At 33.2% G+C, this 24707-nt stretch carries 25 protein-coding genes; 10 read left to right on the top strand and 15 right to left on the bottom strand.

The window, feature by feature from the left end:
• The first annotated feature begins 10 nt into the window (after positions 1 to 10).
• The 4 genes from argS to ERX46_RS13255 all read left to right on the top strand — a co-directional run bounded on the left by argS (position 11) and on the right by ERX46_RS13255 (position 7123).
• Complete coding sequence (gene argS / locus ERX46_RS13270; protein ID WP_130094353.1) at positions 11 to 1915, top strand: arginine--tRNA ligase; 1905 nt, start codon at positions 11 to 13, stop codon at positions 1913 to 1915.
• Positions 1916 to 1926: 11 nt separating this feature from the next.
• A complete protein-coding gene (locus ERX46_RS13265) occupies positions 1927 to 3075 on the top strand; it encodes a putative sugar nucleotidyl transferase (RefSeq protein WP_130094352.1) in 1149 nt (382 codons plus the stop codon).
• A 298-nt stretch (positions 3076 to 3373) separates the two neighbouring features.
• Positions 3374 to 5821, top strand: a complete 2448-nt coding sequence (gene lon, locus ERX46_RS13260; protein WP_130094351.1) for an endopeptidase La — start codon at positions 3374 to 3376, stop codon at positions 5819 to 5821.
• Between the two features lie 351 nt (positions 5822 to 6172).
• Positions 6173 to 7123, top strand: a complete 951-nt coding sequence (locus tag ERX46_RS13255) for a YihY/virulence factor BrkB family protein (protein ID WP_130094350.1) — start codon at positions 6173 to 6175, stop codon at positions 7121 to 7123.
• 141 nt (positions 7124 to 7264) lie between these two features.
• On the opposite strand, the gene ERX46_RS13250 is transcribed toward ERX46_RS13255, so the two are convergent.
• From ERX46_RS13250 to ERX46_RS13205, 10 genes are all read right to left on the bottom strand, one after another.
• Positions 7265 to 7726, bottom strand: a complete 462-nt coding sequence (locus ERX46_RS13250; RefSeq protein ID WP_130094349.1) for a MepB family protein — start codon at positions 7724 to 7726, stop codon at positions 7265 to 7267.
• A gap of 23 nt (positions 7727 to 7749) precedes the next feature.
• Positions 7750 to 7929, bottom strand: a complete 180-nt coding sequence (locus ERX46_RS13245) for a hypothetical protein (RefSeq protein ID WP_130094348.1) — start codon at positions 7927 to 7929, stop codon at positions 7750 to 7752.
• Positions 7930 to 7961: 32 nt separating this feature from the next.
• Positions 7962 to 9431, bottom strand: coding sequence for a hypothetical protein (locus ERX46_RS13240; RefSeq protein WP_130094347.1), 1470 nt, complete (start codon positions 9429 to 9431; stop codon positions 7962 to 7964).
• Positions 9432 to 9580: 149 nt separating this feature from the next.
• The gene (locus ERX46_RS17720; protein WP_242494578.1) at positions 9581 to 9775 is read right to left on the bottom strand and encodes a type II toxin-antitoxin system RelE/ParE family toxin; all 195 of its coding nucleotides are present in this window, start codon (positions 9773 to 9775) and stop codon (positions 9581 to 9583) included.
• Positions 9775 to 10020, bottom strand: coding sequence for a type II toxin-antitoxin system ParD family antitoxin (locus ERX46_RS13230; protein ID WP_130094346.1), 246 nt, complete (start codon positions 10018 to 10020; stop codon positions 9775 to 9777). Before ERX46_RS13230 ends, ERX46_RS17720 begins: the two co-directional genes overlap by 1 nt.
• Positions 10021 to 10283: 263 nt before the next feature.
• On the bottom strand, positions 10284 to 11123 hold the full coding sequence (locus tag ERX46_RS13225) for a bifunctional helix-turn-helix domain-containing protein/methylated-DNA--[protein]-cysteine S-methyltransferase (protein WP_130094345.1): 840 nt from the start codon (positions 11121 to 11123) through the stop codon (positions 10284 to 10286).
• 109 nt (positions 11124 to 11232) lie between these two features.
• Positions 11233 to 11769 (bottom strand): hypothetical protein, encoded by a 537-nt coding sequence (locus ERX46_RS13220; RefSeq protein WP_130094344.1) that lies wholly within the window; start codon positions 11767 to 11769, stop codon positions 11233 to 11235.
• A 45-nt stretch (positions 11770 to 11814) separates the two neighbouring features.
• A complete protein-coding gene (locus ERX46_RS13215) occupies positions 11815 to 12099 on the bottom strand; it encodes a hypothetical protein (protein ID WP_130094343.1) in 285 nt (94 codons plus the stop codon).
• A gap of 96 nt (positions 12100 to 12195) precedes the next feature.
• Positions 12196 to 13572 (bottom strand): hypothetical protein, encoded by a 1377-nt coding sequence (locus ERX46_RS13210; RefSeq protein WP_130094342.1) that lies wholly within the window; start codon positions 13570 to 13572, stop codon positions 12196 to 12198.
• Between the two features lie 409 nt (positions 13573 to 13981).
• Entirely contained in the window at positions 13982 to 14416 is a 435-nt protein-coding gene (locus tag ERX46_RS13205) for a DUF2141 domain-containing protein (RefSeq protein WP_130094341.1), read from the bottom strand.
• Between the two features lie 366 nt (positions 14417 to 14782).
• Here ERX46_RS13205 and ERX46_RS17805 point away from each other — a divergent pair, with 366 nt between their 5' ends.
• Positions 14783 to 14908, top strand: coding sequence for a hypothetical protein (locus ERX46_RS17805; RefSeq protein WP_262708097.1), 126 nt, complete (start codon positions 14783 to 14785; stop codon positions 14906 to 14908).
• 75 nt (positions 14909 to 14983) lie between these two features.
• Here ERX46_RS17805 and ERX46_RS13200 read toward each other — a convergent pair whose 3' ends face one another.
• Positions 14984 to 15445: a hypothetical protein gene (locus tag ERX46_RS13200; protein WP_130094340.1), complete on the bottom strand. Its 462-nt coding sequence runs from the start codon at positions 15443 to 15445 to the stop codon at positions 14984 to 14986.
• A gap of 176 nt (positions 15446 to 15621) precedes the next feature.
• Here ERX46_RS13200 and ERX46_RS13195 point away from each other — a divergent pair, with 176 nt between their 5' ends.
• Entirely contained in the window at positions 15622 to 16104 is a 483-nt protein-coding gene (locus tag ERX46_RS13195) for a YkgJ family cysteine cluster protein (RefSeq protein WP_130094339.1), read from the top strand.
• 285 nt (positions 16105 to 16389) lie between these two features.
• Here ERX46_RS13195 and clpB read toward each other — a convergent pair whose 3' ends face one another.
• Positions 16390 to 19017 carry an ATP-dependent chaperone ClpB gene (gene clpB, locus ERX46_RS13190; RefSeq protein ID WP_130094338.1) on the bottom strand — a complete coding sequence of 876 codons (2628 nt, stop codon included), beginning with the start codon at positions 19015 to 19017 and terminating at the stop codon, positions 16390 to 16392.
• 260 nt (positions 19018 to 19277) lie between these two features.
• On the opposite strand from clpB, the gene ERX46_RS13185 reads away from it, so the two are divergent.
• Positions 19278 to 19742 (top strand): type I restriction enzyme HsdR N-terminal domain-containing protein, encoded by a 465-nt coding sequence (locus ERX46_RS13185; RefSeq protein WP_130094337.1) that lies wholly within the window; start codon positions 19278 to 19280, stop codon positions 19740 to 19742.
• 176 nt (positions 19743 to 19918) lie between these two features.
• Here ERX46_RS13185 and ERX46_RS13180 read toward each other — a convergent pair whose 3' ends face one another.
• The 3 genes from ERX46_RS13180 to ERX46_RS13170 all read right to left on the bottom strand — a co-directional run bounded on the left by ERX46_RS13180 (position 19919) and on the right by ERX46_RS13170 (position 22721).
• A complete protein-coding gene (locus ERX46_RS13180) occupies positions 19919 to 20881 on the bottom strand; it encodes an OmpA family protein (protein WP_130094336.1) in 963 nt (320 codons plus the stop codon).
• Between the two features lie 303 nt (positions 20882 to 21184).
• Positions 21185 to 22126, bottom strand: a complete 942-nt coding sequence (locus ERX46_RS13175) for a M20/M25/M40 family metallo-hydrolase (protein ID WP_130094335.1) — start codon at positions 22124 to 22126, stop codon at positions 21185 to 21187.
• Positions 22113 to 22721, bottom strand: a complete 609-nt coding sequence (locus tag ERX46_RS13170; protein WP_130094334.1) for an IMPACT family protein — start codon at positions 22719 to 22721, stop codon at positions 22113 to 22115. The genes ERX46_RS13175 and ERX46_RS13170 overlap by 14 nt, the downstream gene beginning before the upstream one ends.
• A gap of 51 nt (positions 22722 to 22772) precedes the next feature.
• On the opposite strand from ERX46_RS13170, the gene ERX46_RS13165 reads away from it, so the two are divergent.
• The 3 genes from ERX46_RS13165 (at position 22773) to ERX46_RS13160 (ending at position 24621) form a co-directional block, all read left to right on the top strand.
• Entirely contained in the window at positions 22773 to 23285 is a 513-nt protein-coding gene (locus tag ERX46_RS13165) for a hypothetical protein (protein WP_130094333.1), read from the top strand.
• 5 nt (positions 23286 to 23290) lie between these two features.
• Complete coding sequence (locus ERX46_RS17540; protein WP_165366234.1) at positions 23291 to 23443, top strand: hypothetical protein; 153 nt, start codon at positions 23291 to 23293, stop codon at positions 23441 to 23443.
• A gap of 101 nt (positions 23444 to 23544) precedes the next feature.
• Positions 23545 to 24621 (top strand): chorismate mutase, encoded by a 1077-nt coding sequence (locus ERX46_RS13160; protein WP_130094332.1) that lies wholly within the window; start codon positions 23545 to 23547, stop codon positions 24619 to 24621.
• The last annotated feature ends 86 nt before the right edge of the window (positions 24622 to 24707 follow it).

The following is a 24707-nucleotide window of genomic DNA, read 5'->3' as shown; positions in this document are numbered from 1 at the left end:
TTAATTGAAAATGGAAAACAAAATTAAAGCATTATTGCTTGAGAATAGTCTGTCGGTTTTTGGAGTAAAAATTGACGAGAAATTAATTCAATTTCAAAAGACAAGAAAAGATGTAGATGGAGATATGACTTTGGTTGTTTTTCCATTTGTGAAAATATTGAAATCTTCTCCTGCAATAGTTGGTGAAGATATCGGACGTTTTCTGAAAGAAGAATTAGAAGAAGTTGAAAGTTATAATGTCGTAAGTGGATTTTTGAACCTTAATTTGACCAATGCATTTTGGAAGAATGAACTTTTTAAAATGACAGAGGACAAAAACTTCGGTTGTGCAGCAGCGCTTTCTGGTAAGATGTTTATGGTAGAATATTCTTCGCCAAATACAAACAAACCATTGCATTTGGGTCACATGCGTAATATCTTTTTAGGATATAGTGTTTCTGAGATTTTAAAAGCAAATGGTCACGAGGTGGTTAAAACACAAATTATTAACGACCGTGGAATTCATATTTGTAAAAGTATGGTGGCTTGGGAGCAATTTGCAACGAAAGATGCAAGTGGTAAAAGAGAAACTCCTGAAACAAATGGAATGAAAGGTGATCATTTTGTAGGGAAATATTATATCGAATTTGATAAGCAAGTTACGCTTCAAGGATTCGAAATGACTTCTCAATGGAAAGAGAATAATTATTCGAATTCTACAATTCCAGAAGAAGCAAAAGAAAAATTACCAGGTTTGTTTACAGCTTACGAAGCTTCAGAAGACGACAAAAAGAAAGAAGGGATTTATCGAAAAATTGCAGCTTTTGCTGTTCCGTTTGCTCAATTGACCAAAGATGCAAGTGAAATGTTGTTGAAATGGGAAGCCAACGAACCAGCAGCAAGAAAACTTTGGGAAACAATGAATAATTGGGTTTATGTTGGTTTTGATAAGACCTATAACCGAATGGAAGTTGATTTCGATAAGATCTATTATGAATCTGAAACATTCTTGATTGGAAAAGATCATGTAACAGAAGGTTTAGAAAAAGGTGTTTTCTTTAAAAAAGACGATGGCTCTGTTTGGGTTGACTTAACAGACGAAGGTTTAGATGAAAAATTAGTTTTACGTGCCGACGGAACAGCAGTTTATATGACCCAAGATATTGGGACTGCAATTGATCGTTTCAAAGATTTTCCAAATTTGAATGGAGTAATCTATACGGTTGGAAACGAACAAGATTATCACTTTCAAGTATTGTTTTTAATTCTCAAGAAACTCGGTTACGACTGGGCAAAAAACTGTTTCCATTTATCTTATGGAATGGTAGATTTGCCAGATGGTAAAATGAAATCTCGTGAAGGTAGAGTAGTGGATGCTGATGATTTGATGGAAGAAGTTGTTTCAATGGCGAAAGAAAGCACGAAGGAACGTGGTCACCTTGATGGAATGACGGATGCCGAGCGTGAAAGTCTTTACGAAATGATTGGAATGGGTGGGTTGAAGTATTATTTACTGAAAGTTGATCCACAAAAACGCATGAAGTTTAATCCAGATGAATCAATTGAATTAAACGGAAATACTGGACCATTTATTCAGTATGCTTACGCAAGAATTAATTCATTAATGACGAAAGTTGAATTGGTAAATCCTGAAAAGGAAATGGCAATTGATCATGCAGAAAAGGAATTAATTAAACAATTGAGTGAATTTCCAGTGGTAATTAAAGAGGCAGGACAGAATTACAGTCCAGCATTAATTGCGAATTATACTTTCGAATTAGTTAAAAATTACAATTCATTTTATCAGGCATTTAGTGTGATGAAAGAAGAAAATATAGCATTGAAAAATGCACGAATATTAATCAGTCAAAATACAGGGAAAGTAATCCATACAGCAATGCGTTTGTTAGGAATTAACGTTCCGAATAGAATGTAAAAACCAAAATCATGAACATCATCCTACACGATTTATCGAATCATTTAACATTTGCACCTTTGTCACTCACACGTCCGGTTGGGAATCTTCGAACAGGAATTTGGACTAATGATGAACGTTGGCAATTTTATATTCCAGAAGCTGAAATTTCGTTTAAAACGGAAGCGTATTTGTCGGATAAATTTCCAGTAAAGCAAACGAAAGATAATTTTTGGATAAATGCTTCTGTAATTCCAAATGCACGATTGGTAGAGTTGGTTCAGCAATTGGAGATGAATCAAACTTTGTATATGAAAGGTGTTTTTATGGCGCATAGAGGAGAACAATTTGAACCAAAAAACAGTATTTCAGAAACGATAAAAGATTTAGTGATTTTAGAAAACCGTTGGGATTTATATCAATTGAATGATGTTATTTTAACTGCCGATTTTATAGCTTATACCAAAGGAAAGAAAAGTGCTCCACTTTCAGAGACGAATACATTAATTGGAGATGCTAGTCAACTTTTTCTTGAAGAAGGAGCCACTGTAGAATGTGCGATTCTGAATGTGAAGTCTGGCCCAATTTACGTCGGTAAAAATGCCGAAATAATGGAAGGAAGTGTTGTTCGAGGAGCTTTGGCAATGGCAGAAAGTAGTGCTTTAAAGCTATCAACAAAAGTTTACGGAGCAGTTTCACTAGGGCCACATTGTAAAGTTGGTGGAGAAGTGAATAACGTAATTTTCCAAGCGTATTCTAACAAAGGACACGACGGATTTTTAGGGAACTCAGTGATAGGAGAATGGTGTAATCTCGGAGCAGATACGAACAGTTCTAACCTTAAGAATAACTACGGAAATGTGAAAACCTACAGTTATTTAACGAAAGGAATGGAACAAACAGAGTTGATGTTTATGGGAGTTTCCATGGGTGATCATTCCAAAACAAGTATCAATACAATGCTCAATACTGCCACAGTAATTGGAGTTTGTGCAAATTTATTTACATCAGGTTTCCCGCCGAAGTTCGTCCCGAATTTCTCTTGGGGAGGTGAGAAAGATTCCCCGGTTTATGAATTGGACAGAGCAGTAGATGCAGCAAACCAGATGATGGTGAGAAGAGGGAAGCAAATCACAGAAAGTGATTTGAAAATTTTGAATTATTTATTTCCAGGGAAATAGAAAATTTTAAAAAAAACAAAAAACAAAAAATCAAATAATCATTGGTCATTGGGATAAATCCCAATGCGGAAATACACCATCCCGCTGGGGTTTTCATTTACGTAAATTTTAATGCGAAGTGCCTCAATACTCAAAACTCTTCCTCGATACTGTGAAAAACTGTCAAATTTGACAGTTTTTTATTATGGCATAAGTCTTGAACAATTACTTTCCACAATTATAGTAGGACATTTAATTAATATCCTTAACTTAATTATAAGTACTAACTGACACATTGACGCAAAAGCGCACATAAGATATGAATGATATTTTCGATAAAGGCATAATTACAATGGGATCACCAGATGATTCAGATGCAGAATTCATCCCGCTAATTACACAAGAGGAGGAAGATGATATGCACAACGCAAAATTCCCTTCGGATATTCCGATTTTACCACTGAGAAATAATGTTTTATTTCCTGGAGTTGTGATTCCAATTACTGTTGGACGAGATAAATCAATTGATTTAATCAAGCACGCCAACGGAAGTGATAAAGTTGTGGGAGTAGTTTCACAAATGAATCCTGAAATTGAGGATCCAGAGGGAAAAGACCTGCATAAAATTGGTACTGTAGCAACGATTCTTCGTTTGCTGAAAATGCCTGATGGAACTTCTACTGTTATTATTCAAGGGAAAAGAAGATTTGAACTGGAAGAAATTACACAAGAGAAACCATTTTTACGTGGGAAAATAAAATTGTGTAAAGAAGCAAAGGCTCCTAAAAAGAGTAAGGAATTTACAGCGATTATTCAATCAATGAAAGAATTGTCGTTGAAGATTATTAAAGAATCACCAAATATTCCTTCTGAAGCACAATTTGCGATCAAGAATATTGATAGTCCAAGTTTCTTAATCAACTTCATTTCTTCTAATATGAATGCTGACGTTGCGACAAAGCAAAAGATGCTGGATGAAATGGATTTGAAGAAACGTGCAATGTCTGTACTTCAACATTTAACTGTTGAAGCACAACAATTGGAAATGCGTAACGAAATTCAAACACGTGTTAAGGTTGATTTAGACAAACAACAACGTGAATATTTCTTGAATCAACAAATCAAGACCATTCAGGAAGAGTTAGGCGGAAATCCACAAGAACAAGATGTGGAGAAAATGCGTGAACGTGCTTCAAAGAAAAAATGGTCAAAGAAAGTGGAGGAAATGTTCCACAAAGAATTGAATCGTTTACAACGTTCGAATCCCCAAGGCGCTGAATATACTGTTCAATTGAACTATTTAGACTTGTTATTGGATTTACCTTGGGATGATTATACAAAGGACAATCTTGACTTGAAACGTGCTGAAAAGATTTTGGAACGTGATCATTACGGATTAGAAAAAGTGAAGAAACGTATTCTTGAATACTTGGCGGTATTGAAGTTGAAGAAAGATATGAAATCGCCTATTCTTTGTTTTTATGGACCTCCAGGAGTGGGGAAAACTTCTTTAGGAAAATCTGTTGCAGAAGCATTGGGTAGAAAATATGTGAGAATGTCATTGGGTGGAATTCATGATGAAAGTGAAATTCGTGGTCACCGTAAAACATACATTGGTGCAATGCCAGGACGTGTGATGCAAAACATTAAAAAGGCGGGAACGTCAAATCCTGTTTTTGTATTGGATGAGATTGATAAAATTTCACGTTCAAATCATGGAGATCCATCAAGTGCAATGCTTGAGGTGCTAGATCCAGAACAAAATAATGAATTTTACGATAACTATATAGAAACAGAATACGATTTATCGAAGGTGTTATTTATTGCAACAGCAAATGATTTATCGACAATTCAAGGTCCATTGCGCGACCGTATGGAATTGATTGAAGTTTCTGGTTATACTGTTGAAGAGAAAATTGAAATTGCAAAAAGACACTTGCTTCCAGACCAAATTAAGGAACATGGAATTAAGAAATCAGATATTTCTATTGGAAAAGTTGCTTTAGAAAAATTGATTGAAGAATATACGCACGAATCTGGTGTTCGTGGTTTGGACAAAGCCGTTGCGAAACTGGTAAGGAACCGTGCGCGTCAAATTGCAATGGAGGAAGAGTTCAAGAAAACGATAACTGCAGATGATTTAGTGGACATTATGGGGCCTGGGAGACCAAAAACCAAGTATGCTAACAATAACGTTGCTGGAGTGGTAACTGGTCTTGCTTGGACTTCAATGGGAGGAGATATTTTATTTATTGAATCTTCTTTATCTAAAGGAAAAGGTAAATTAACGTTGACTGGAAATTTAGGAGATGTAATGAAAGAATCAGCAACGATTGCGTTACAATTCTTAAAAGCGCATCCACAATGGATAGGAGTTGAAGCAGATGTATTCAATAACTACGATGTTCACATGCACGTTCCGGAAGGAGCAACGCCAAAAGATGGACCATCAGCTGGTATCACAATGTTGACTTCTTTGGCTTCATTGTTTACGCAAAGAAAAGTAAAGAAAAACCTTGCCATGACAGGTGAAATTACTTTACGTGGAGATGTTTTACCAGTTGGAGGATTGAAAGAAAAAATCTTAGCTGCAAAACGTGCGGATATTAAAGAGATCATTCTTTGTGATAAGAACAAGCAAGATATAGATGAAATTAAACAAGAATATTTGACTGGATTAACTTTTCATTATGTGAGTAACATGAGAGAAGTTTTGGATATCGCTTTAACTAAGGTTAAGGTTGAAGATGCGGTTTTGGTTAATTGAAAATTGATAATTAACAATTGATAATTAACAATTGATAATTATTTGGATGACTTTTAATTAAGATTTACAAATTATTGGAATTGTTTAGTATTGGGAGCTCCGACATAATCGTCGGAGCTTTTTTTGTTTAGTTTTGAAATTAGATATGAGTGTATAGTGTTTAGATATGGTTTTACTTATTTTTATTGATTTCTCCATAATAGTTAGTAAAACACTCGTGGATATGTTTTTCTGATACAAAATGTCATGGTTTTATATTTTTTTGTATAACATTACTAAGAAGCGTATTGGAAATATTTTATATTTACTAGCAGATTAATTTTTAACATAAACTCTAATTAATAACACTATATGTTCGAAAAAATAAAGAAATTCCTAAATCCAGTTATTGAAGTTATAAAAACGATTATTGCAGGAATTGGATCACACAGCTTAATGACCTTTGCAGCAGCTATTGCATTTTATACTATTTTTTCACTTCCTGGACTAATTGTGACGATTATTGTTGTGGCAGGAGTTTTTCTTGGGAGAGAGGCGGCAACTGGTGAATTAACTATGCAATTAAGCGAATTTATAGGACCAGATATAGCCAATTCTATTTCTGAAATTATCATTCAAGTTGATATGTCGGACGATAATACCTTTCAAACAATATTTGGTGTTGGAACATTGGTTTTCTCTGCAACGACTATTTTCATGAGTTTACAAGAAGGTTTGAATAAAATCTGGGATGTTGTTGCTCAACCTAAAAGAGGATTTGTCAAATTTCTTATAAATAGAGTTTTATCACTAGGAATGATAGTAGGAATGGGTTTTATTTTAATTGTTTCTTTGATTAGTGATACCCTACTTGAGCTATTCTTTGGGAAAATTCAAAGTATAATTGGAAGCGAACCAAGTTTGCTTTTAAATATAACAAGCAGTGTTGTGTCCTTCGCAATTGTATTTGTAATCATAGGAATGATATTCAAATTCTTACCAGATGTACAATTAAGATGGAAAGATGTTGGTTTGGCGGCTTTAATTACTTCAGGATTGTTCATTTTTGGTAAATATGCAATTCAATATTATTTGTCAACAAGTAATTTTGCCGAAACATACCAAGCTGCCGGGTCAATCGTAGTTTTATTGATTTGGGTTTATTATTCAACCGTAGTAATTCTGATTGGCGCCGAAATAACTAGAGCAATAATGATCTACAAAGGAAGACCAATTCGTCCGTCTGAACATGCCAAAAAGGTTTCTATTCAGCAAGTTGATTATGAAACTTATAAGACGAACTTTTACGATAAGGATAAATAAATAATGGTTAATTATTAACGTGTCGTTCATTCAGTTTAGAACTAAACTCTTGGCTGAGTGAACACCAGCGTTTTTATGTTAGAATAAATCCTGTTATCATTTCCAAATAATTAGTTGGTATGGTTTAGGTTTTTTAAATTATCAATTATCAATTATCAATTCAAAAAAGTATTTAGTCTGCCATTCCTGAGTTTTTAAGGCTTGCTTGCTTGTTGGAATATCCCAAGGAGGATAAACCCTGATTCCACGTTTTCCGTCTTTTTTATCGTCTGAAATTATTTTATTCTGATGTAAAACAGCTTTTGGAAATATAAAAACGCCGATAGAATCTTGTTTTTGAGTTAAGATAATCATAGACTCAAAATCATCTGTAATGCTAAAAGGAGCAGTAATTCCCTTTTGGTTGCGCTTCCAAATGGTAACGAATTGACCCGTTTTTGTTGGAGTGATTTTAGCTTTTCGGAAGACTACTTTTTGTCCGTCCAAATGAAAAGTATGTGCCAAATATTCTTTGCTTTCTGGTTCTATTTTAATATTGCTTAGCTTTCTTCCTTGTGGTTTAAAAAGCTGTGAATCGATGAGTTCTATTTCAGGAGTCTTCATTTAAAATTATCAATTGTGAATTGTCAATTATCTGTTTCGTTTCTAGATTTAACATGCACAATTACTGACATGACAATTGCTGTGAGTCCAATTAATAGAAAAAAGCCATGTAATAGAATACTAAAATTATCTAAATCACTTAAACTCAAAAACGTTAGAAATAGTCCAGATATTAAAAGTGTGGTTGCTTTGCTTAATTTCATTTTTTCTTAATGTGCTTAGTTGGCAAGTTTAATCATTTTATCAAAACTAATTCTCCTTTTCTTATAAGAAATGTTTGCATACCAATTTTGATTTTCGCTCCTTCTGCCAAGGGAATTGTAAAGTCAATATCCTCCTCAATTGTAAATAATTTACCACCTGAAATTCTAGCAATATCAATATATTGATAACTTATTCTGCCACGAAGTGAACCACATACAATCACCGAAATAGGAATATTCTTTTCAATTAATATATCTAGAATTGCCATGTCTCTGACCGATGCAAAGTTATCTGCTATCAAAACTATATTTTCAACTTTCATTTCAGTTTGATCTACTCCTCGAATCATGGCTTCAATATCATTTTCAGGACCACGACCGCCATTTCCCTTGCGCATTGTGGAAAAAGCAGTTTCTTCTACTTCTTTAATACTGTCAGAATAAACTTCATACACGCCACCAGATTTCCCAATTTTTCCATCTGGTTTGTTGTCGCCGTCATTAAAAAAAGCAAAATTATCTAAATTCGTGCTGGCGATTTTTAATCTTCTCCATTGCAATGTTTGCGTTATATATGGATACATACTTCCCGTAACATCTTCAACTACCAATGCATTTTCCCAAAAATTATTGTTCAATGTTTGTTTAACAACAGTATCTGAAGCTTTAGAATCTCTTGATGCTGGACCAAAATAAGTTCTATAATCTCTTAGAATATCTTTGAGTGCATCACCGTAGCACTCGGATTTGATTCTAATCGTAATAGCGCGGTCTTTAATTATCTTGTATTCAGCTTCTCTCCTCCAAATGCTTTCTTTGTTTAATAACTTCCCTTTTGCTTTTCTTCTTGCATTGTTTGGCCAGTATTTACCTGAATAAACTGTCTGTCCTCTGTAGTTTATCAATGTATCCACACCAATGGAATCACAAATATTCATGCATAATTTTGATAAAGCGGTTGAGGAATCTCTAGGTATCATTTCGCCTAATCCACTTTTTATGATGTTAATTTCATCTTTGGTTGTAATCGTGATCAGTGTTCCATCTTTTAATTCTATAACCGGCTCTCTGGAATAAAAAACGAATCCGTGAAATAAATTTTGAGCTTTAGATTTGTCTTCATTCTCGATTTGATTCATTAGTTTCCATTCAATTGCATTGTTTTCAAACACAAAAGGTAAAACTTGTCTTAAATAAGCTAATCTTTTCTCGTTCAATTCTCTTTGAGAAAAACCATCAGATTCTTTGTAACTAGAGTAGTAGAGTTCAACTTTGTAAATTGTTTTATCCTCTAATTTTTTAATCGTTGCTGTATCCTGAATTTTAAATTCATTAAAACCTGTTTCTAAAGAGGTTTGGTAAAATTTAAGTTTCTCTTTATTAAAATCTTCAATTTTCTCAATTTCTTGATTTAGAATGTAATCGATTCCTACTATTTGTGAAAAACCAGCAGTGCAGATTACAAAAAGAATAATAAAAGTACTTATGAATCGCTGTCTCATTTTAATATTCAAATTTTATCAGATATCTCATTCTATTTTGGCTTAATATTTTCGTAAATGGCTTTTAATATCCCTAACTTCATGAAGAACTCTAATTACTTCAATTTTATTTCCAATACTATTTACTTTGTAGAAAATATAGTGTGAATTTATTTTTGATCTATAATATCCATTTTTAATATTACTATAATCATCTCCTTGAAAAGGGTTTTACTTAAAAAATCTATTTTATCTAAAATTGAATTTATATAAATGTCAGCTTGTTCAATAGACCATTCTTCGAATGTATAAAGCCAAATTTCGTCAAGGTCAATTAAACCTCTTACCGATATTTTGTACTTCATTACTTGTCATATTTTTCATGAAGTTTTTTCATGTAAGTTGTTCGATCAAAATCTTCAATAAAGCCTGACTTCTCTCCTTGCTCCAATGCGCTTAATAGTTTTTCTTTATGGGTTTCTTCATATTCTAGAAGTTTTAAAGCAGCTTTAATAACTTCGCTTGTTGAAGAAAATCGCCCAGATTTCACTTGATTTGAAATAAACTCATTGAAGTGATTCCCAATTGTAAATGAAGTGTTTTTAGCCATTTTTGTAAATTTATTTATTAAAATACCAATTTATGGTATTGTGAACAAATATTTTGTGTCTAGATATTAAAAAAGTAAATTCATTAACTCTTGCCGCTTATCAACCAACAATAACCGCCTTTTAAGTTTTTTTTTCATTCATAACTACCCAAACCATAAATTTCTCACTAAACACAATTCAACATTCATCATTCAAAATTCCTCTTTGCTGACGTTAATCATTAATAATTTAACATTAATCATTAGTTTTCAATTATCAATTATCAACTATCAATTGCCATTTCCCATCCAATAATTGCCGTTTTCCGAGTCGTTCCCCACATATATCCACCAAAAGCACCAGTCGCTTGAATTACCCTGTGACAAGGAATCAAAAATGCTATCGGATTACTACCAATCGCTGTTCCAACTGCTCTAGCTGCTTTTGGTTTTTCTATTTTTGTTGCTATTTCTCCGTAAGTTGAAAGCCTTCCTGTTGGAATCTTTAAAAGTGCTTCCCAAACTTTAAGCTGAAAATCAGTTCCTTTTAAATGCAGTTTGATTTTATCTATTTCTGTCCAATCTTCGGAATAGATCTTCAATGCATTTTCTTGAATAGTATCAGATTGCTCTTTGAACTTTGCATTCGGAAAACGGGTTTTTAATTCTGAAAAAGCAATTTCATCATCATCTGAAAAACCCATATAACAAATTCCTTTATTCGTTGAAGCAACCAATATTCTTCCAAAATGACTGTCCGAAAAACTATAGTTAATGATGAGGTTTTCTCCTTTGTTTTTATATTCTCCCGGAGTCATTCCCTCAATTTTTACGAATAAATCATGTAGTCTGCCAGTACCAGAAAGTCTAGCTTCTGATGCAGTGTCAAATAATGTAGCTTGATTATTTCCTAGCATTTGTTTGGCATGTTGAACACTGATGAATTGCAAGAATTTCTTTGGACTCACACCAGCCCAATCAGTAAATAAACGTTGAAAATGAAATGGACTTAAATTAACTTTATCAGCAATTTCGTCAAGTGTAGGTTGGTCTTTATAATTCTGTTGAATGAATTCAATTGCTTCTGCTATGCGCTGGTAATTTAGAATTTGCTGTTCATTCATTTATGAGAAATTTGATTACCTCAAAAATAGAAAGGTTTTTAATTATTTAAAACCCGATTCTTGCTAAATGTTGGATTAAATATTAAAAAGTACAATATAAATTAAAGTATTATAGGGTAATTCTAAACCCTACATTCGTTAAAAATCCATTGGAGTAAATTGGACTTTTAACTATTTTATCTGCTCTTGCTCCTGTTCCAACTCCACCAAGTTCAAAATAGAATCCAATTTTAGAACTGGTTCTAAACTCAAAACCAAAAAGTCCGTAACCTCCACCTCTAAATTCTTCGGAAGAAAATATTGAATTTGGGATAAGTACTATTCCACCACCTTCTCCGTAGATGAAAAATTTGTCATCAATAATAAAATTACGACTTCTAATTCCTAATTGAACATTTTGATAGGGGGTCCAAGTAGTTGAAGTTAATGTTGAGTGCTGCAGCCACTTTAAACTACCACCTATTTTTATTGCAACTATCGAATTCGCAAAATATGGACTGATGATATCTATTCCAATCCCAAAATCATTTTGAATTTGATTCACATGGAATCCAATACCAATTCCGTTTTTCTCAGATTGTGCGTTTAAATTAATTGATAACAAGATAGATAGGGATAATACTATAATCTTTGCTGAATTTTTCATTGTTTTAAGTTTTTGTTTATCAAATATTTCTTTAAAGTTGCATTATTATTTTATCATACCATTATGGAAAGAGATAATTTCAGAACCAACATCATCCAAATACATTCGCGGTGAATCGTTATTTTGAGGTGTAATTTTCCGAGGTCTTACCCAATTTATGTTTGTGTCTCCTTTAAAAGCATTTAAGTCGAAATAACCCAGTTGAATCTTAATACAGCTTTGGGTAATTTCATTGAAATAGTTTTTTATATGACTATCTTCTTTTACTTTGTTGCAGCTTATAAATATCAATAAAGTAGAAAGTAGGAATATTGTTAAATAGAGCTTCATTGTTTAGTGTTTTGGTTTGTTCTGTATGCTGTTAATTTCCACTAATTTGGGTGTTAAAAATTAGTATTCAAAATATCATAAAGAAATTTGTTCAATTCAAACCAACTTATTTAATTCATCCAATAATGCTTTGCGTTTAGGATAGGTTGTTTTTATTGAGTTCACAAAGGCAATAAAACCTTCAAGGTCGCTTAATTTTTTCATTCTTTTTAAATAGGAGCAAGCGGTTTTGTAATTGTTTCTACCTTCAAATCTCTCCAAATAACTTGATATTCTCTCCTTATAAAGTTTTATTAGTTCTTCATTATAATCTTTTGATAAATACTCTTCGTTGTTAGCAATGTTTTCTAAAGAAAGATTTTCTTTCAACATTAAAAACAGTCTGTCCCACCATTGTTCCTTGATAAATATGCTTCTAACTTTTTCACTGTAGTTCCAGCTTTTTTTAGGGGAAATTTCTGAAATTAAGTCTTCTAATAATTCTTTCCATTCCTTTTTGGCTACATTCTGTTTCAAAATTTCATAATAATCAACTTTCGGTTTGAAAGAATTTATGAATAAATATCGAGCATATTCTATAAGTTTAGATTTATCATTTTGAAATTGAGCGATTTTTAAAAGCAAGTCGTACCATTCATTTACTAAACCTGGACGATCTTCTTGATCAAACTTAATTCCATCCAATAAAAGTTGTTTTGCGCGGTTAAAATCTTGGTTTTCTACTGCTTTTTCAATCTCATCTTTTCTGATTGTAGGGTTATCAATATGCAGTTCAATGAAATTTTGAACTTCTTCTTTCCCTTTGTGCTTTTCTAATATTTCAAGTTTAAAATTTTGAGCATTTTTCCTTTCATATTTATCCTGCATAGTGTCTAAACAATTAAGGATTATATCAATATCGGTTATTGAATCTATTAGATTGTAGGCTATGGTAAGCATTCCAATATGCCAGCTCCAGCCTTTGAATAATCCTTTATTAAAAGTAAAGATGCAATAATCAAAAAGCTCCTTTTTTAAATCAGCTGATATGTTTTTCGTTGAAATATCGAGAAGCATTTGATATGCATTTTCAATAATACCTCCAATGTCTCCTCCGCTATCATCGCTGAATTGGATAGCTTCAGTCATCTCTTCTAAAAGTGCTGAACATATATTGATGGCAACTTTATAATTTTCATTTTTGAATTGGTTTTCTGAAATGGCAACTATTGGGTCTATTCCTCTTAAAAGATATTTCATTTGATACCAGCCTATAAAATCGTGTCGATCCATAACAGATTCTAATACCAATCTTATTTGTTGATTGTAAAATTCTTTAGATTGATTATCATTCAAATGAGCGAAACTTGAAAGGAATAAGTTTTTAAATTGTTCATTCACCCCACATTGAACTTCAATGAATTTTATTAATTCTTTATGAGTAGCTTTCTCAATAACCTCTTTAAGTTGTTCTTCGGTGTTTTGTTTTTCCATTAGTTAATAAAATAGTAATTCATCTAAATGTAACAAAATTGATATAAATAATCAATCAACTTGATCAACAACTAAGTAATAATTAAAAATAGGGTTAACTATTTAAATATCAGTATTTTTCCTTAGTTTCCTTACCTAGGTTGAAGATATGAAATCTATTAATAAGGTAGTTGATGCTCTAAGGATTTAGTATTCCATAAGTAAAATAGATCCTTCGTAAAATCCATAAAATATTGATTTTTGGATTGAATATTCTTTTTTAACCTACTAATTAATAGCTACTTATTCCGGTGAGGATATTTACATAAAATTTGAATTTAATCCTGTGTTTCAAATGGGTAGCCCATATTAATAATTAAAGCCATCCACGACGTTTACCATTAATAATTTACCATTAACAATTAAATACCTACTCCACCAATTCAATCCTAACCGTCTTATCTCCATCAACTAAAACCTTACAATCTTCAAAATCAGGTTTAAAAAGTTTCAGCTTCACATTATTTGAAAATCCATAAGGCTCTGAAGGTCTTAAAAGGAAACTCAAATTACACTTGTTGTCTGAGTTGATATCATGATAAAGTGAAATTGCATATTCACCTTTCGTGAAGTCATTAAGATAAAATGTCAAAGTTTTTCCATCTGGACTTTCAGAATAGGTTTTGTATTCTTTTCCTTGATCTAAAAACGTTTTAGAACTGTTGAAAATGCCTAAACGAACCTTTCCTTTTTGTGAGTTAATATTTGTCACAATAACTTTGACGTCGAATGTTTCTTGAGCGAATAATGTAGATTGGTTGCTTAATCCAAATGTTGTAAATAGTATTAAAATTAGAGATTTCATGACTTTTCTTTAACTGCATATTTGTATGTATGCATAGTTAATGATTTGTGAATGTTCAAAAAGGTTGCCAAGTTTTATGGTTAATAGAACAGATTTTAGTTTCGATTCTAAATGATTTGTATAAGTGCCTTGATTTAAAGTTAGTTAAAGGAATAATTGTGAGTAAAATTTAAATCAAAAAATTGATTAAAGTGAATATTCTAAGTTAGAAAAGGCTTTAAGAACAAAATAGAAGAGGAGTGAAAGTGGAAAATATTAGTTTAAAAATAAAAATCTCTGTTCAAAGACCAAGGTTTCTTTGATAAATTCAATGCCTTATCTCCAGGTTTAACACCAAAAGATATTCGTTTTTGTGCTTAAATTAGAATGAATTTAACTTCTAATGAAATAGCAATTTCTCATAGAGCCGTTCAAGGAATTAAAGGAAGAGTTAGAAAGAAAATTCAATTGGATTCTAGCGAAGATATTGTGAAATATTTAATGAATTTGTAAAGGGCATCTCTAATAACTCTGTTGGAAAAAATAACAAGTTAGCAACCAAGGTAGAGTTTTTAGAGATGCCCTAAACTAATAAGGACCAAACAAAACCGCAATTAAAGCTAAATCAAGTGATTTTTCAACTTTTGCAATACAATCTGTGAAGCTTGTTGAGTTTCCATGATATATTTCTCCTCCCGAAATGGTAAGTAAACAAGCGGTAAAACTTGATGAATTTCCGAGGTAAACCTTTCCGTCTTTTAAAGTGTAGATACAGTCTGTAAAATTCGTAGACCTCCCTAAATATACTTTATTGTCTTTTATTGTGTAACGGCAATCGGTAAAACTTGTCGAATTTCCTTGGTAGACTTTGTTTTCAGAAATCGTAAAAATAATATCAGTAAAACTTGTTGAATTCCCGCGATAAACTTTTTCGTTCTCAATTGTGTAAAGACAATCAAAATGACTCGTAGAATTTCCTTTGTAAACTTTAGTTTGTGCTGAAAGCACAAATGAAAAAAGAATGAAAGTAAATAAGAGTATGTTTTTCATTATTTTAGTTTTTCTTTTTGTTACAAGTCTGAAGCCAAAGATAAAGTCTTTGTTGTTAAATAGAGGTAGCATATTTGTTTTAGAATAGCTTTCTCATTTTTTAAAGGATATTTTGAGATAGTGATAAAACAATATTTTTTCTAACAACTAAATATTATTCCCCTAACTTTGCAGTAATGAAATATCAAGAGGATTTAGACATTGCCCAGGAGAATAAAGCTGACAATAAAAGGTTGGGAAAACAAATGAGACGAACTCCAGAAAGGAAGCTCGATGAAATTTTCCATGCAGAACACGAAAAAGCATTTCAAGATATTGATTGCTTAGAATGTGCAAATTGCTGCAAAACAACCAGTCCGATATTTAGAGATGTTGACATTAAAAAATTAGCTAAGCGATTCAGAGTAAAGCCAATTCAATTTATCGATCAATATCTTAGAGTAGATGAAGACGAAGATTATGTTTTGAAATTAGCTGAACCTTGTCCTTTCCTTTTCGATGATAATTCATGTAGCGTTTATGAAGATAGACCAAGAGCCTGTAGTGAATATCCGCACACCGATAGAAAAAAGATGTTTCAAATTATCCCGCTTACTTTAACAAATGCTGAAATCTGTCCTGCTGCAAGTAGAATTGTAGAAGCAATGAGAAATATATAAATCTCCGATTTATATATTTCAGTTTCGAGGGAGTGTGAGAGGTTTGAGGCGATATCAAAGTAGATTATCTTTTCTAATTTAAGAGAAGATAGTTAGGCATAGCTTTCAGCATAGTTCAAAGCGTTTCTCCCTTTGGAGGGAGATACAGAGGGAGGATAAATGCAAAACGATTCATTATAAGTTAGTTTTCTGTCTTAAAGCGGGTTTAATTTGTAATCTTTTTTCCAAATAAAAATCCCTCATACTTTTCAGTACAAGGGATTTCCTACATTATTATTCCACTATTTAAATCGCAGCTTCTTCTTCCTCTTCTTCAGTTATCGGTTTTCTAAACACAATTTTATCACCTAGCAAATCAACAACTACATTCTGCGTTTTGTCAATTTTCTGTGCAAGTAAATCTTTCGATAACTCATTCAAAATGCTTTTCTGAATTACCCTTTTCACTGGTCTAGCACCAAAGTGCGGATCATAACCTGTTTCGGCAATCCAATTTACAGCTTCTTCTTTTACGACCAATCTGATATCGTGCTGCTCTAATTGCTTTTTCAAGTTGTTCAACTGAATTTCTACAATTTGACGTGTATCTTCTTTTGTCAAAGGAGTAAACAAGATTTGTTCATCAATTCTATTCAAGAACTCTGGACGAATGTGTTGTTTTAAGAACTCACTCATTTCCATCTTTGTTTTCTCTTTTATTCTTGGAAGTTCCGCTTCAGTTGCTCCTTCAAAGTTGTTTTGAATGATTTCAGCACCCATATTTGTTGTCATGATTATGATCGTATTTTTGAAATTCACCAATCGACCTTTATTGTCTGTTAATCTTCCATCATCTAAAACTTGCAGTAATACGTTGAACACATCTGGATGTGCTTTCTCGATTTCGTCTAACAAAATAATAGAGTAGGGACGTCTTCGAACAGCTTCCGTCAATTGTCCGCCTTCGTCGTAACCAACATATCCCGGAGGTGCTCCAACCAACCTGCTCACACTGTGCTTTTCTTGGTATTCACTCATGTCAATACGCGTCATAGCGTTTTCATCGTTGAATAAATAGGCCGCTAATGTTTTGGCTAACTCAGTTTTCCCAACTCCAGTTGTTCCCATGAAAAGGAACGAACCAATTGGTCTGCTAGGGTTTTGTAATCCAGCTTTGTTTCTTCTAACAGCATCTGAAACTGCTTCAATTGCTTCTTCCTGACCCACGACTCTTAATCGCAATTCATCTTCTAATCGCAAGAGTTTCGCACGTTCACTTTCCAACATTTTATTAACTGGAATTCCTGTCCATTTAGAAACTACATCTGCAATTTCCTCAGCGTCCACTTCTTCCTTAATCATTTTACTATTGGCTTGAAGTTTAGAAAGGTCCTCTTTTCCTTTTTCTACTTCCGCCTCTAGTTCTTTGATCTTTCCATAACGTAATTCCGCTACTTTTCCATAATCTCCAGCACGTTCTGCTTGATCTGCTTTCAGTTTAACTTGTTCAATTTCTTCTTTAGCATTTTGAATAACATCAATTACATCTTTCTCTGCTTTCCATTTCGCCATGAATTCATCGCGTTTTTCTGAAAGATTTGCTAACTCAGCTTTTAAACCTGCTAGTTTTTGATGATCATCTTCACGTTTTATTGCTTCACGCTCAATTTCTAGTTGCATGATTTTTCTTTCAATCTCATCCAGTTCTGCTGGTTTTGAGTTGATTTCCATTCTCAATTTTGAAGCTGCTTCATCAATTAAGTCAATCGCTTTATCTGGCAATTGTCTGTCGGTAATATAGCGTTGTGAAAGTTCCACCGCAGCAATTATCGCTTCATCTTTGATTAAAACCTTGTGGTGATTTTCATATTTTCCTTTAATTCCACGAAGAATAGAAATTGCATCATCCGCTGTTGGCTCGTCAATTAAAACCGTTTGGAAACGGCGAACCAAAGCTTTGTCTTTTTCAAAGTGTTTTTGGTATTCATCCAAAGTTGTTGCTCCAACAGCTCTCAATTCTCCACGTGCCAAAGCAGGTTTTAGAATATTCGCTGCATCCATTGCGCCTTCTCCAGCACCAGCACCAACAAGCGTGTGAATCTCATCAATGAAAAGAATAATTTCTCCATCCGATTTTATCACCTCGTTAACCACAGCTTTTAAACGCTCTTCAAATTCTCCTTTGTATTTCGCTCCGGCAATTAAAGCTCCCATATCTAAAGCATAAACAATTTTAGATTTTAGATTTTCAGGAACATCCTCCGAAACAATTCTTTGTGCTATTCCTTCAGCAATTGCTGTTTTACCCACACCAGGTTCACCAATCATAATTGGATTGTTCTTCGTTCTTCGCGTTAGAATTTGCAGTACACGACGAATCTCTTCATCACGACCAATAATCGGGTCTAACTTCCCGTTTTTCGCCATTTCATTTAAGTTATTGGCAAATTTATCCAAGGATTTATAAGTTCCATCCTTACCTTGTGAATCCACAGATTCTCCATCTCTTAATTTCATAATTGCGTCTTTTAAAGTTGATTTTTTGAACTTGTTGTCTTTCATCAAACTCGCCACTGAATCGTTTCCGTCCATCAATGCATAAAGTAAAACTTCCAGTGAAAGAAACTCGTCCTTAAAGTTGCGCATCTCGTTCATCCCGTAATTGAAAACACGTTGTAGCGTGTTACTTAAATAGGGTGCGCCTCCACCTTGAACTTTCGGATAGTTTTTTATTATGCTATCCAAAGCACTTGTGAATATGGCTAAATCACTATTTAATTCTTTAAATATAAAGGGAAGAACACTATCATCGACCTGAATCATGCCGCGCAAAACATGTCCAGTTTCAATCGCTTGTTGACCACCTTCTAGCGCAATTTCTTGCCCTTTTTGTACAGCCATCTGCGTTTTAGTTGTCCATTTATTAGTATCCATATTTTTATCTTGTTTTGATGAGATAGTATCAAATAACTATCCAATGGTGAAATCGCTGCATCTCAATGACAATATGGCGCGTGGCGTTTATTTACTCTGACGAATTGTCTTAAAAATGTATTTGTAAGGTAGTTGAAATGATTTGTTCTGCCAAGTGATTGGTGAATTTAAATGGTTTGTTGCACATCTAGGCTTTGCCTATTAGGACAAGCCTACATAAACAAACCATAAAATTCCTTTTTTAATACTATTTTTACCCGATGTTAACGCCTTTAAATTTCCCCAAAACACCATTAAAACTTTCTAAAAAAGGAGAGGAAATTTACGTATGGGATATTTTTAGAAAAAGGAAACTTTTACTCACACCAGAAGAGTGGGTTAGACAACATGTATTGCATTTCTTGATTAACAACAAGGAAGTTCCAGCACCCTTAATCGCTGCAGAATATCCAATCGAAGTCAATAAAATGGTACGCAGATGTGATGGCGTGATTTTTAACCGAGAAGGAAAAGCAATCGCAATCATAGAATGCAAAGCACCACAAATAAAACTCTCAGAAGCTGTTCTGCACCAAATAGCGCAATACAATTTCAAGTTACGTGTTAATTGGTTAATTCTTACTAACGGTTTACAAACCATTGTCGCTTTTGTAAATCAATCAACAGGAGCAATTCAATATTTTGAAGAAATTCCAGGATTTACTCAGATGAGTGAAATTCAGTAGGGATTTTTGGGCAGAGAGTCTTGAATTGAGTTATTATCTGAAGAATTAAATTAAATTTCAACATAAGCTTATAAAAAAAGAGCAACATTTCTGTTGCTCCTTAATTCTAAACAATTCTAATTTTATATTTAAAAGTATGCTGCCGCGAGTTTTCACTCGTGGTTAAAAGCATACTTTTATTTTCCTAAAAACTTCATTACCTCCGTTAAATCTGGAGATAAAATAATTTCAGTTCTTCTGTTTTTTGCTCTTCCATCCGCAGAATCATTGCTCGCTTTTGGATCATATTCTCCACGACCTGATGCAGTCAGTCTATCCGGGTGAAGTTTGTGCTCATCTTGTAAAATTCTTACCATCGAGGTTGCACGTGCAACACTTAAATCCCAATTGTCTTTGTATTGTGCCGTTTTAATCGGAACATTATCTGTGTGACCTTCAATCAAAATTTGAAATTCTTTGTTTTTTGTTAAAACGCTAGCTAATGCTCTTAAAGCTTCTTGTCCCTTTTCTTGAACATTTGCTTTTCCTGATTGGAACATCAATTTGTCTGACATCGAAACATAAATCTTCCCGTTTTTGATTTCGGTTGTCAATTCATCTCCATCAAATCCAAGTAAAGCCTCACGCAATAAAGAATTTAATCTGTTCGCAATTGAATCCTGACGAGCAATTTCGTCCTCCAATTTTTTGATTTCTCTTTCTCTCTCCGCTAAATCATTTTCTTTTCCAGCCAAGTGACGCTCTTTTTCTTTTAATCTTTCATCATATAAATGACCTTGATTTAGTTTTTCTGTAATTGCTTTTGAAAAACGCTCACTCAATTCTAAATGCTCAACTTCAAGATTTTTCAATTTCTTGCTAGAAATAGCATTTTCCTCATTCAGTTTTTTATTTGTAGTAGATAAACTATCATTAACAAAGCCCAATTTTTGATTGTTCTTAATCAAGAATTCATTTTCTTCAGTTTTGATACCTAAGTTTTCGCAAAGTTCATCACGCTCAATTACCACATCGTTCAATCGGCTACTTCCTGCTATTCCACCTTCTGGTCTTGGTTCTCCACATTTATAAACGGGAGCACAAGAAGCAAGAGTAAATAAAGCACCCATAATTAGGAATGCGAAATTTCTATTTTTCATAGTTTATTATAAGTTTATTGTTCTAATTGTATCAAATATACAGAATTTGAGAGTATTGAAAGGGTTTCTAATGATTAATTATTATTGTTTAATGTTTAACGTGGTTTGCGCTGTTATAATTATTAATGTTTAAGGTTTAATGGTTAACGTGAATTGCGCTGGACGTTTTTAATTATTAATGTTTAAGGTTTAATGGTTAACGGGTTTGCGCTGTACACTACTTTCGGAAAATTAACCATAATTTCTAATGTGTAGAAATTCAATATCCACGGGCGTTAAACATTAATAATTTACCATTAATAATTAATTCAACTCTTTCATCAAAACTCCATACAACTCCATCATTGCTTCAATATCACTCAAGAAAACCTTCTCAGTTGGAGAGTGAACATTATCTTCTGGCGCTCCAATAAAACACCAATCAAACGGTAAGTCTGTGTCTTGTAACATCGATCCATCACTTCCTCCAGCCGACTCAACTTCCAACTGAAACTGAATGTCATTTTCTTTTGCAATAGCAATAATTCTATTTAAAAAACTCTTTCTTGGAACAGCTTTATCACGCATTGAAATCGCAACTCCTCCGCCGTGTTGAACTCCTTCTGTTACCCAAGTAATATCAGAAATTAAAGCTTGATGAACATTGTATTTGTCATATAAAAAGCGACCTAAGAATCCAACTGATCCTCCGCCATGTTCTTCATAAGTGGAAAAAACAATTGCTCCATTTTCTAAATCTTCAGCAATAGTTAAAGCATTTAAAACACCCAAACGATTATCTAAATAAGGCGTTTGAACATATTGCTCAGTTAAATTAAAATTGGGTTTGAATGTTAAATCTGTCCCTCTGTCAATTTCTCTATCGAAAACGTATTTCAAACTTTTATGGCCTTCATCGTCTTCGATAATCATCAATTCAGTTTCGATTTCTCCTTGACTATCGCTACCCACGAGTTTCATTCCGTCAATGGTTTTTGGACCACCAATTTTAATGAGATTGAAATCATAAGCTGTTGTGAATCCTATGGTGTCAATATGTGCGAAAACAGCCGTTTTTGGTTTTCCGAAAATCAAGACAATTGCATCCTGAAATCCTTCTCCAGAATGAATGGTAACTTCGCTTTTCCACGATTTTTTGTTTTTCTCAATGTAATCAAGAATAAAATCTCTGATGTTTTCTTCGTTTCCTGAAGCACCACGTACTTCAATCAGTTGTTCTAATAATTCTGGTTTAAAATGTGCCAATTTTTTCAATTTTTAGTGAATCAAATGATTCTAATTTTGATAATAATAATTCTGTAGATTCTATTTTAATCGCTATTTTTAAATAACAATCGTTTTCAAAAATTTGTTTATTGATAAACGCATCGCTGTCTTTTACAACATCCATAATCAAAGCCATATCTTGATAGCTAAAGAACAATTCAAATCGGTCTTTTACAACTTCTTCAATGATTCTTCCGTTTTCGACCGCTTCTTTTGCAGCAGTTCGGTAAGCGTTAATTAGTCCACCGACTCCCAATTTCGTTCCGCCATAATAACGTACAACTCCAATTAAAACATTCGTTAAATCAAAAGATTGAATTTGTCCTAAAATAGGTGCACCAGCAGAATTACTCGGTTCTCCGTCGTCATTTGCGCGATAAACATCCTTATTTATACCAAAACGATATGCATAACACAAATGCCTGGCTTGATGGTGGTCATTTTTCCACTTAGCCAAAAGTTGCTTTGCTTCTTCTTCGTCCTCACAATTGATAGCGATTCCAATAAATTTGGATCCCTTCTCCTTATATTGACCTTCAGAAGTGCCTTTTAATGTTTTGTATGTTGTGGGTATTTTCAGTATTTTTGATTTTTATGCAAATATAATAAAGTAATCGCTGAATTTATGAAGACCAGATTAACGATGTTTCTAGTATTTACATTATTGATTTTCTCCTGTAAGAAAGAAGAGCAATCTTGTTCCGATGGTATTTTTACACCCGAAAAAGAAGTGAAAACAGATTGTGGTGGCGTTTGTCCGCCATGCGATTTTGTGCCAACAGTTGTTGATACTTATTTATCTGCCAAGATAAACGGTGAACTAATTTCATTTTCTGATTACAGTTTGTCAAAAGCTCCAGAATGGATTTTAACTTTCCAAAATGACAGTTTATATTTTAATGTGAATTTTGGTGACGGAGATTCTTTGGGAGGTCGACCAATTATTTCGAATTATTCTTTTGGAACGATCAATGGAGTGAATTATCCTGATTTACAGAATGGAACAGTCGTTTTGGCTGAAATAGACAATACAGAAAACTACTTATCAGGATTTTTTACTTTAAATTTTAATAAAAATGGAAGTGTAATTGATACTTTAGCGGTTACAGATGCACAGTTTTCAAAAATTAATTGGTAGAAAAAATGAAATTGAATTTTCGCGTTATATTAGGATTAGGTTTAGTGGCTATTACAGTTTATGATATTATCGTAGCTGGATTTCATTTTAAACATGCCATCTTTCTAGGAATTGCAGCCCTTGCAATTTTCATGGCCTTGAATAAAAACAAGGTCTAAATAACTCCTCTTTATTTATAAGAATTGATCCAAAACAAATCTATTTTAAAGTTGTTGTGGTTAAGACCAAGCAATAATGATAATAAGCTGAAAGAAAACCTATGAAATTGGATCTACAAAACAATCTTAAAAAATACAAGCGACCATTTCTGATTGCTGGACCTTGCAGTGTTGAAAGTGAGGAGCAAGTAATGAATGTTGCAAAAGCTATTGCTGCGGAAACTAAACCTGCTTTAATTCGTGGTGGAATATGGAAGCCAAGAACAAGACCAGATTCTTTTGAAGGAGTAGGAGCGATTGGTTTGCCTTGGTTGGTGAATGCCGGAAAAGAAATCGGTGTTCCTGTAACAACAGAAGTGGCCAATGCAAAACATGTTGAAGCCGCATTGAAAGCTGGAGTTGATGTTTTGTGGGTAGGAGCGAGGACTACCGTAAATCCTTTTGCTGTTCAAGAAATTGCGGATGCTATAAAAGGAACGGAAATTACCGTAATGGTAAAGAATCCAATTAATCCAGATTTAATGTTGTGGATTGGTGCTTTTGAACGTTTGCAAAAAGCGGGAATTAATGATTTAGTTGCCATTCACAGAGGTTTCTCAGTTTATAAGCATCCACGTTATAGAAATGTACCCAATTGGGAAATTCCTATTGGTTTAACAGAAGAAATGCCAGATATTCCAGTGATTTGCGATCCAAGTCATATTTCAGGAAGAAGAGATGGATTGCTAAATGTTGCCCAAAAAGCAATGGATTTAAACTTTGCCGGATTAATGATTGAAACACATAATAATCCTGATAAAGCTTGGTCGGATGCTGAACAGCAAATTACGCCAATTCAATTAAAAGAATTATTAAATCAATTGGTGCTTAGAAAAGCAAATATTCAATTAGAAGGAGTAGATTTTATTGGAATTCAGCGTGGAAAAATTGCTGAAATCGATAATCAAATGTTTGACTTGCTGAAAGAAAGAATGCAAATTGTAAGAGATATTGGTGTCTACAAAAAGGAAAATAACATCACCATTCTACAATCTGAACATTGGAAGAAAATGATAGATCAACGCTTAGCAAAAGCCAAAGAGCTTGAATTGAGCATTGACTTTTTAAGAAGTATTTTAGATGCCATTCACCAAGAATCTATTCGTCATCAGACGAAGGTGATGAATCCCGAAAGATAATTGATAATTAACAATTGATAATTACGAATTCTAGTTTTAAATTAATCGAATAGTTCAAAATTTTAAAATTAGAATTTTAACTCTTT

The organism is Brumimicrobium glaciale (assembly GCF_004152935.1).
GTDB classification, from domain to species: domain Bacteria; phylum Bacteroidota; class Bacteroidia; order Flavobacteriales_D; family Crocinitomicaceae; genus Brumimicrobium; species Brumimicrobium glaciale.
Note: the sequence above shows the minus strand (reverse complement) of the source record. Positions and strands in the feature narration are given on the sequence as shown.

Excerpts from the sequence above, each read along its gene's own strand:
- ERX46_RS13165 (WP_130094333.1), top strand. The coding sequence starts at position 22,773 with ATGAAGACCAGATTAACGATGTTTCTAGTATTTACATTATTGATTTTC.
- ERX46_RS13210 (WP_130094342.1), bottom strand. The coding sequence starts at position 13,572 with ATGGAAAAACAAAACACCGAAGAACAACTTAAAGAGGTTATTGAGAAA.
- ERX46_RS13195 (WP_130094339.1), top strand. The coding sequence starts at position 15,622 with ATGAAATATCAAGAGGATTTAGACATTGCCCAGGAGAATAAAGCTGAC.
- ERX46_RS13185 (WP_130094337.1), top strand. The coding sequence starts at position 19,278 with ATGTTAACGCCTTTAAATTTCCCCAAAACACCATTAAAACTTTCTAAA.
- ERX46_RS13265 (WP_130094352.1), top strand. The coding sequence starts at position 1,927 with ATGAACATCATCCTACACGATTTATCGAATCATTTAACATTTGCACCT.
- argS (WP_130094353.1), top strand. The coding sequence starts at position 11 with ATGGAAAACAAAATTAAAGCATTATTGCTTGAGAATAGTCTGTCGGTT.
- ERX46_RS13215 (WP_130094343.1), bottom strand. The coding sequence starts at position 12,099 with ATGAAGCTCTATTTAACAATATTCCTACTTTCTACTTTATTGATATTT.
- ERX46_RS13230 (WP_130094346.1), bottom strand. The coding sequence starts at position 10,020 with ATGGCTAAAAACACTTCATTTACAATTGGGAATCACTTCAATGAGTTT.
- ERX46_RS13250 (WP_130094349.1), bottom strand. The coding sequence starts at position 7,726 with ATGAAGACTCCTGAAATAGAACTCATCGATTCACAGCTTTTTAAACCA.
- lon (WP_130094351.1), top strand. The coding sequence starts at position 3,374 with ATGAATGATATTTTCGATAAAGGCATAATTACAATGGGATCACCAGAT.
- ERX46_RS13240 (WP_130094347.1), bottom strand. The coding sequence starts at position 9,431 with ATGAGACAGCGATTCATAAGTACTTTTATTATTCTTTTTGTAATCTGC.
- ERX46_RS17720 (WP_242494578.1), bottom strand. The coding sequence starts at position 9,775 with ATGAAGTACAAAATATCGGTAAGAGGTTTAATTGACCTTGACGAAATT.
- ERX46_RS13205 (WP_130094341.1), bottom strand. The coding sequence starts at position 14,416 with ATGAAATCTCTAATTTTAATACTATTTACAACATTTGGATTAAGCAAC.
- ERX46_RS17540 (WP_165366234.1), top strand. The coding sequence starts at position 23,291 with ATGAAATTGAATTTTCGCGTTATATTAGGATTAGGTTTAGTGGCTATT.
- ERX46_RS13160 (WP_130094332.1), top strand. The coding sequence starts at position 23,545 with ATGAAATTGGATCTACAAAACAATCTTAAAAAATACAAGCGACCATTT.
- ERX46_RS13180 (WP_130094336.1), bottom strand. The coding sequence starts at position 20,881 with ATGAAAAATAGAAATTTCGCATTCCTAATTATGGGTGCTTTATTTACT.
- clpB (WP_130094338.1), bottom strand. The coding sequence starts at position 19,017 with ATGGATACTAATAAATGGACAACTAAAACGCAGATGGCTGTACAAAAA.
- ERX46_RS13225 (WP_130094345.1), bottom strand. The coding sequence starts at position 11,123 with ATGAATGAACAGCAAATTCTAAATTACCAGCGCATAGCAGAAGCAATT.
- ERX46_RS13255 (WP_130094350.1), top strand. The coding sequence starts at position 6,173 with ATGTTCGAAAAAATAAAGAAATTCCTAAATCCAGTTATTGAAGTTATA.
- ERX46_RS13245 (WP_130094348.1), bottom strand. The coding sequence starts at position 7,929 with ATGAAATTAAGCAAAGCAACCACACTTTTAATATCTGGACTATTTCTA.
- ERX46_RS13220 (WP_130094344.1), bottom strand. The coding sequence starts at position 11,769 with ATGAAAAATTCAGCAAAGATTATAGTATTATCCCTATCTATCTTGTTA.
- ERX46_RS17805 (WP_262708097.1), top strand. The coding sequence starts at position 14,783 with ATGAATTTAACTTCTAATGAAATAGCAATTTCTCATAGAGCCGTTCAA.
- ERX46_RS13200 (WP_130094340.1), bottom strand. The coding sequence starts at position 15,445 with ATGAAAAACATACTCTTATTTACTTTCATTCTTTTTTCATTTGTGCTT.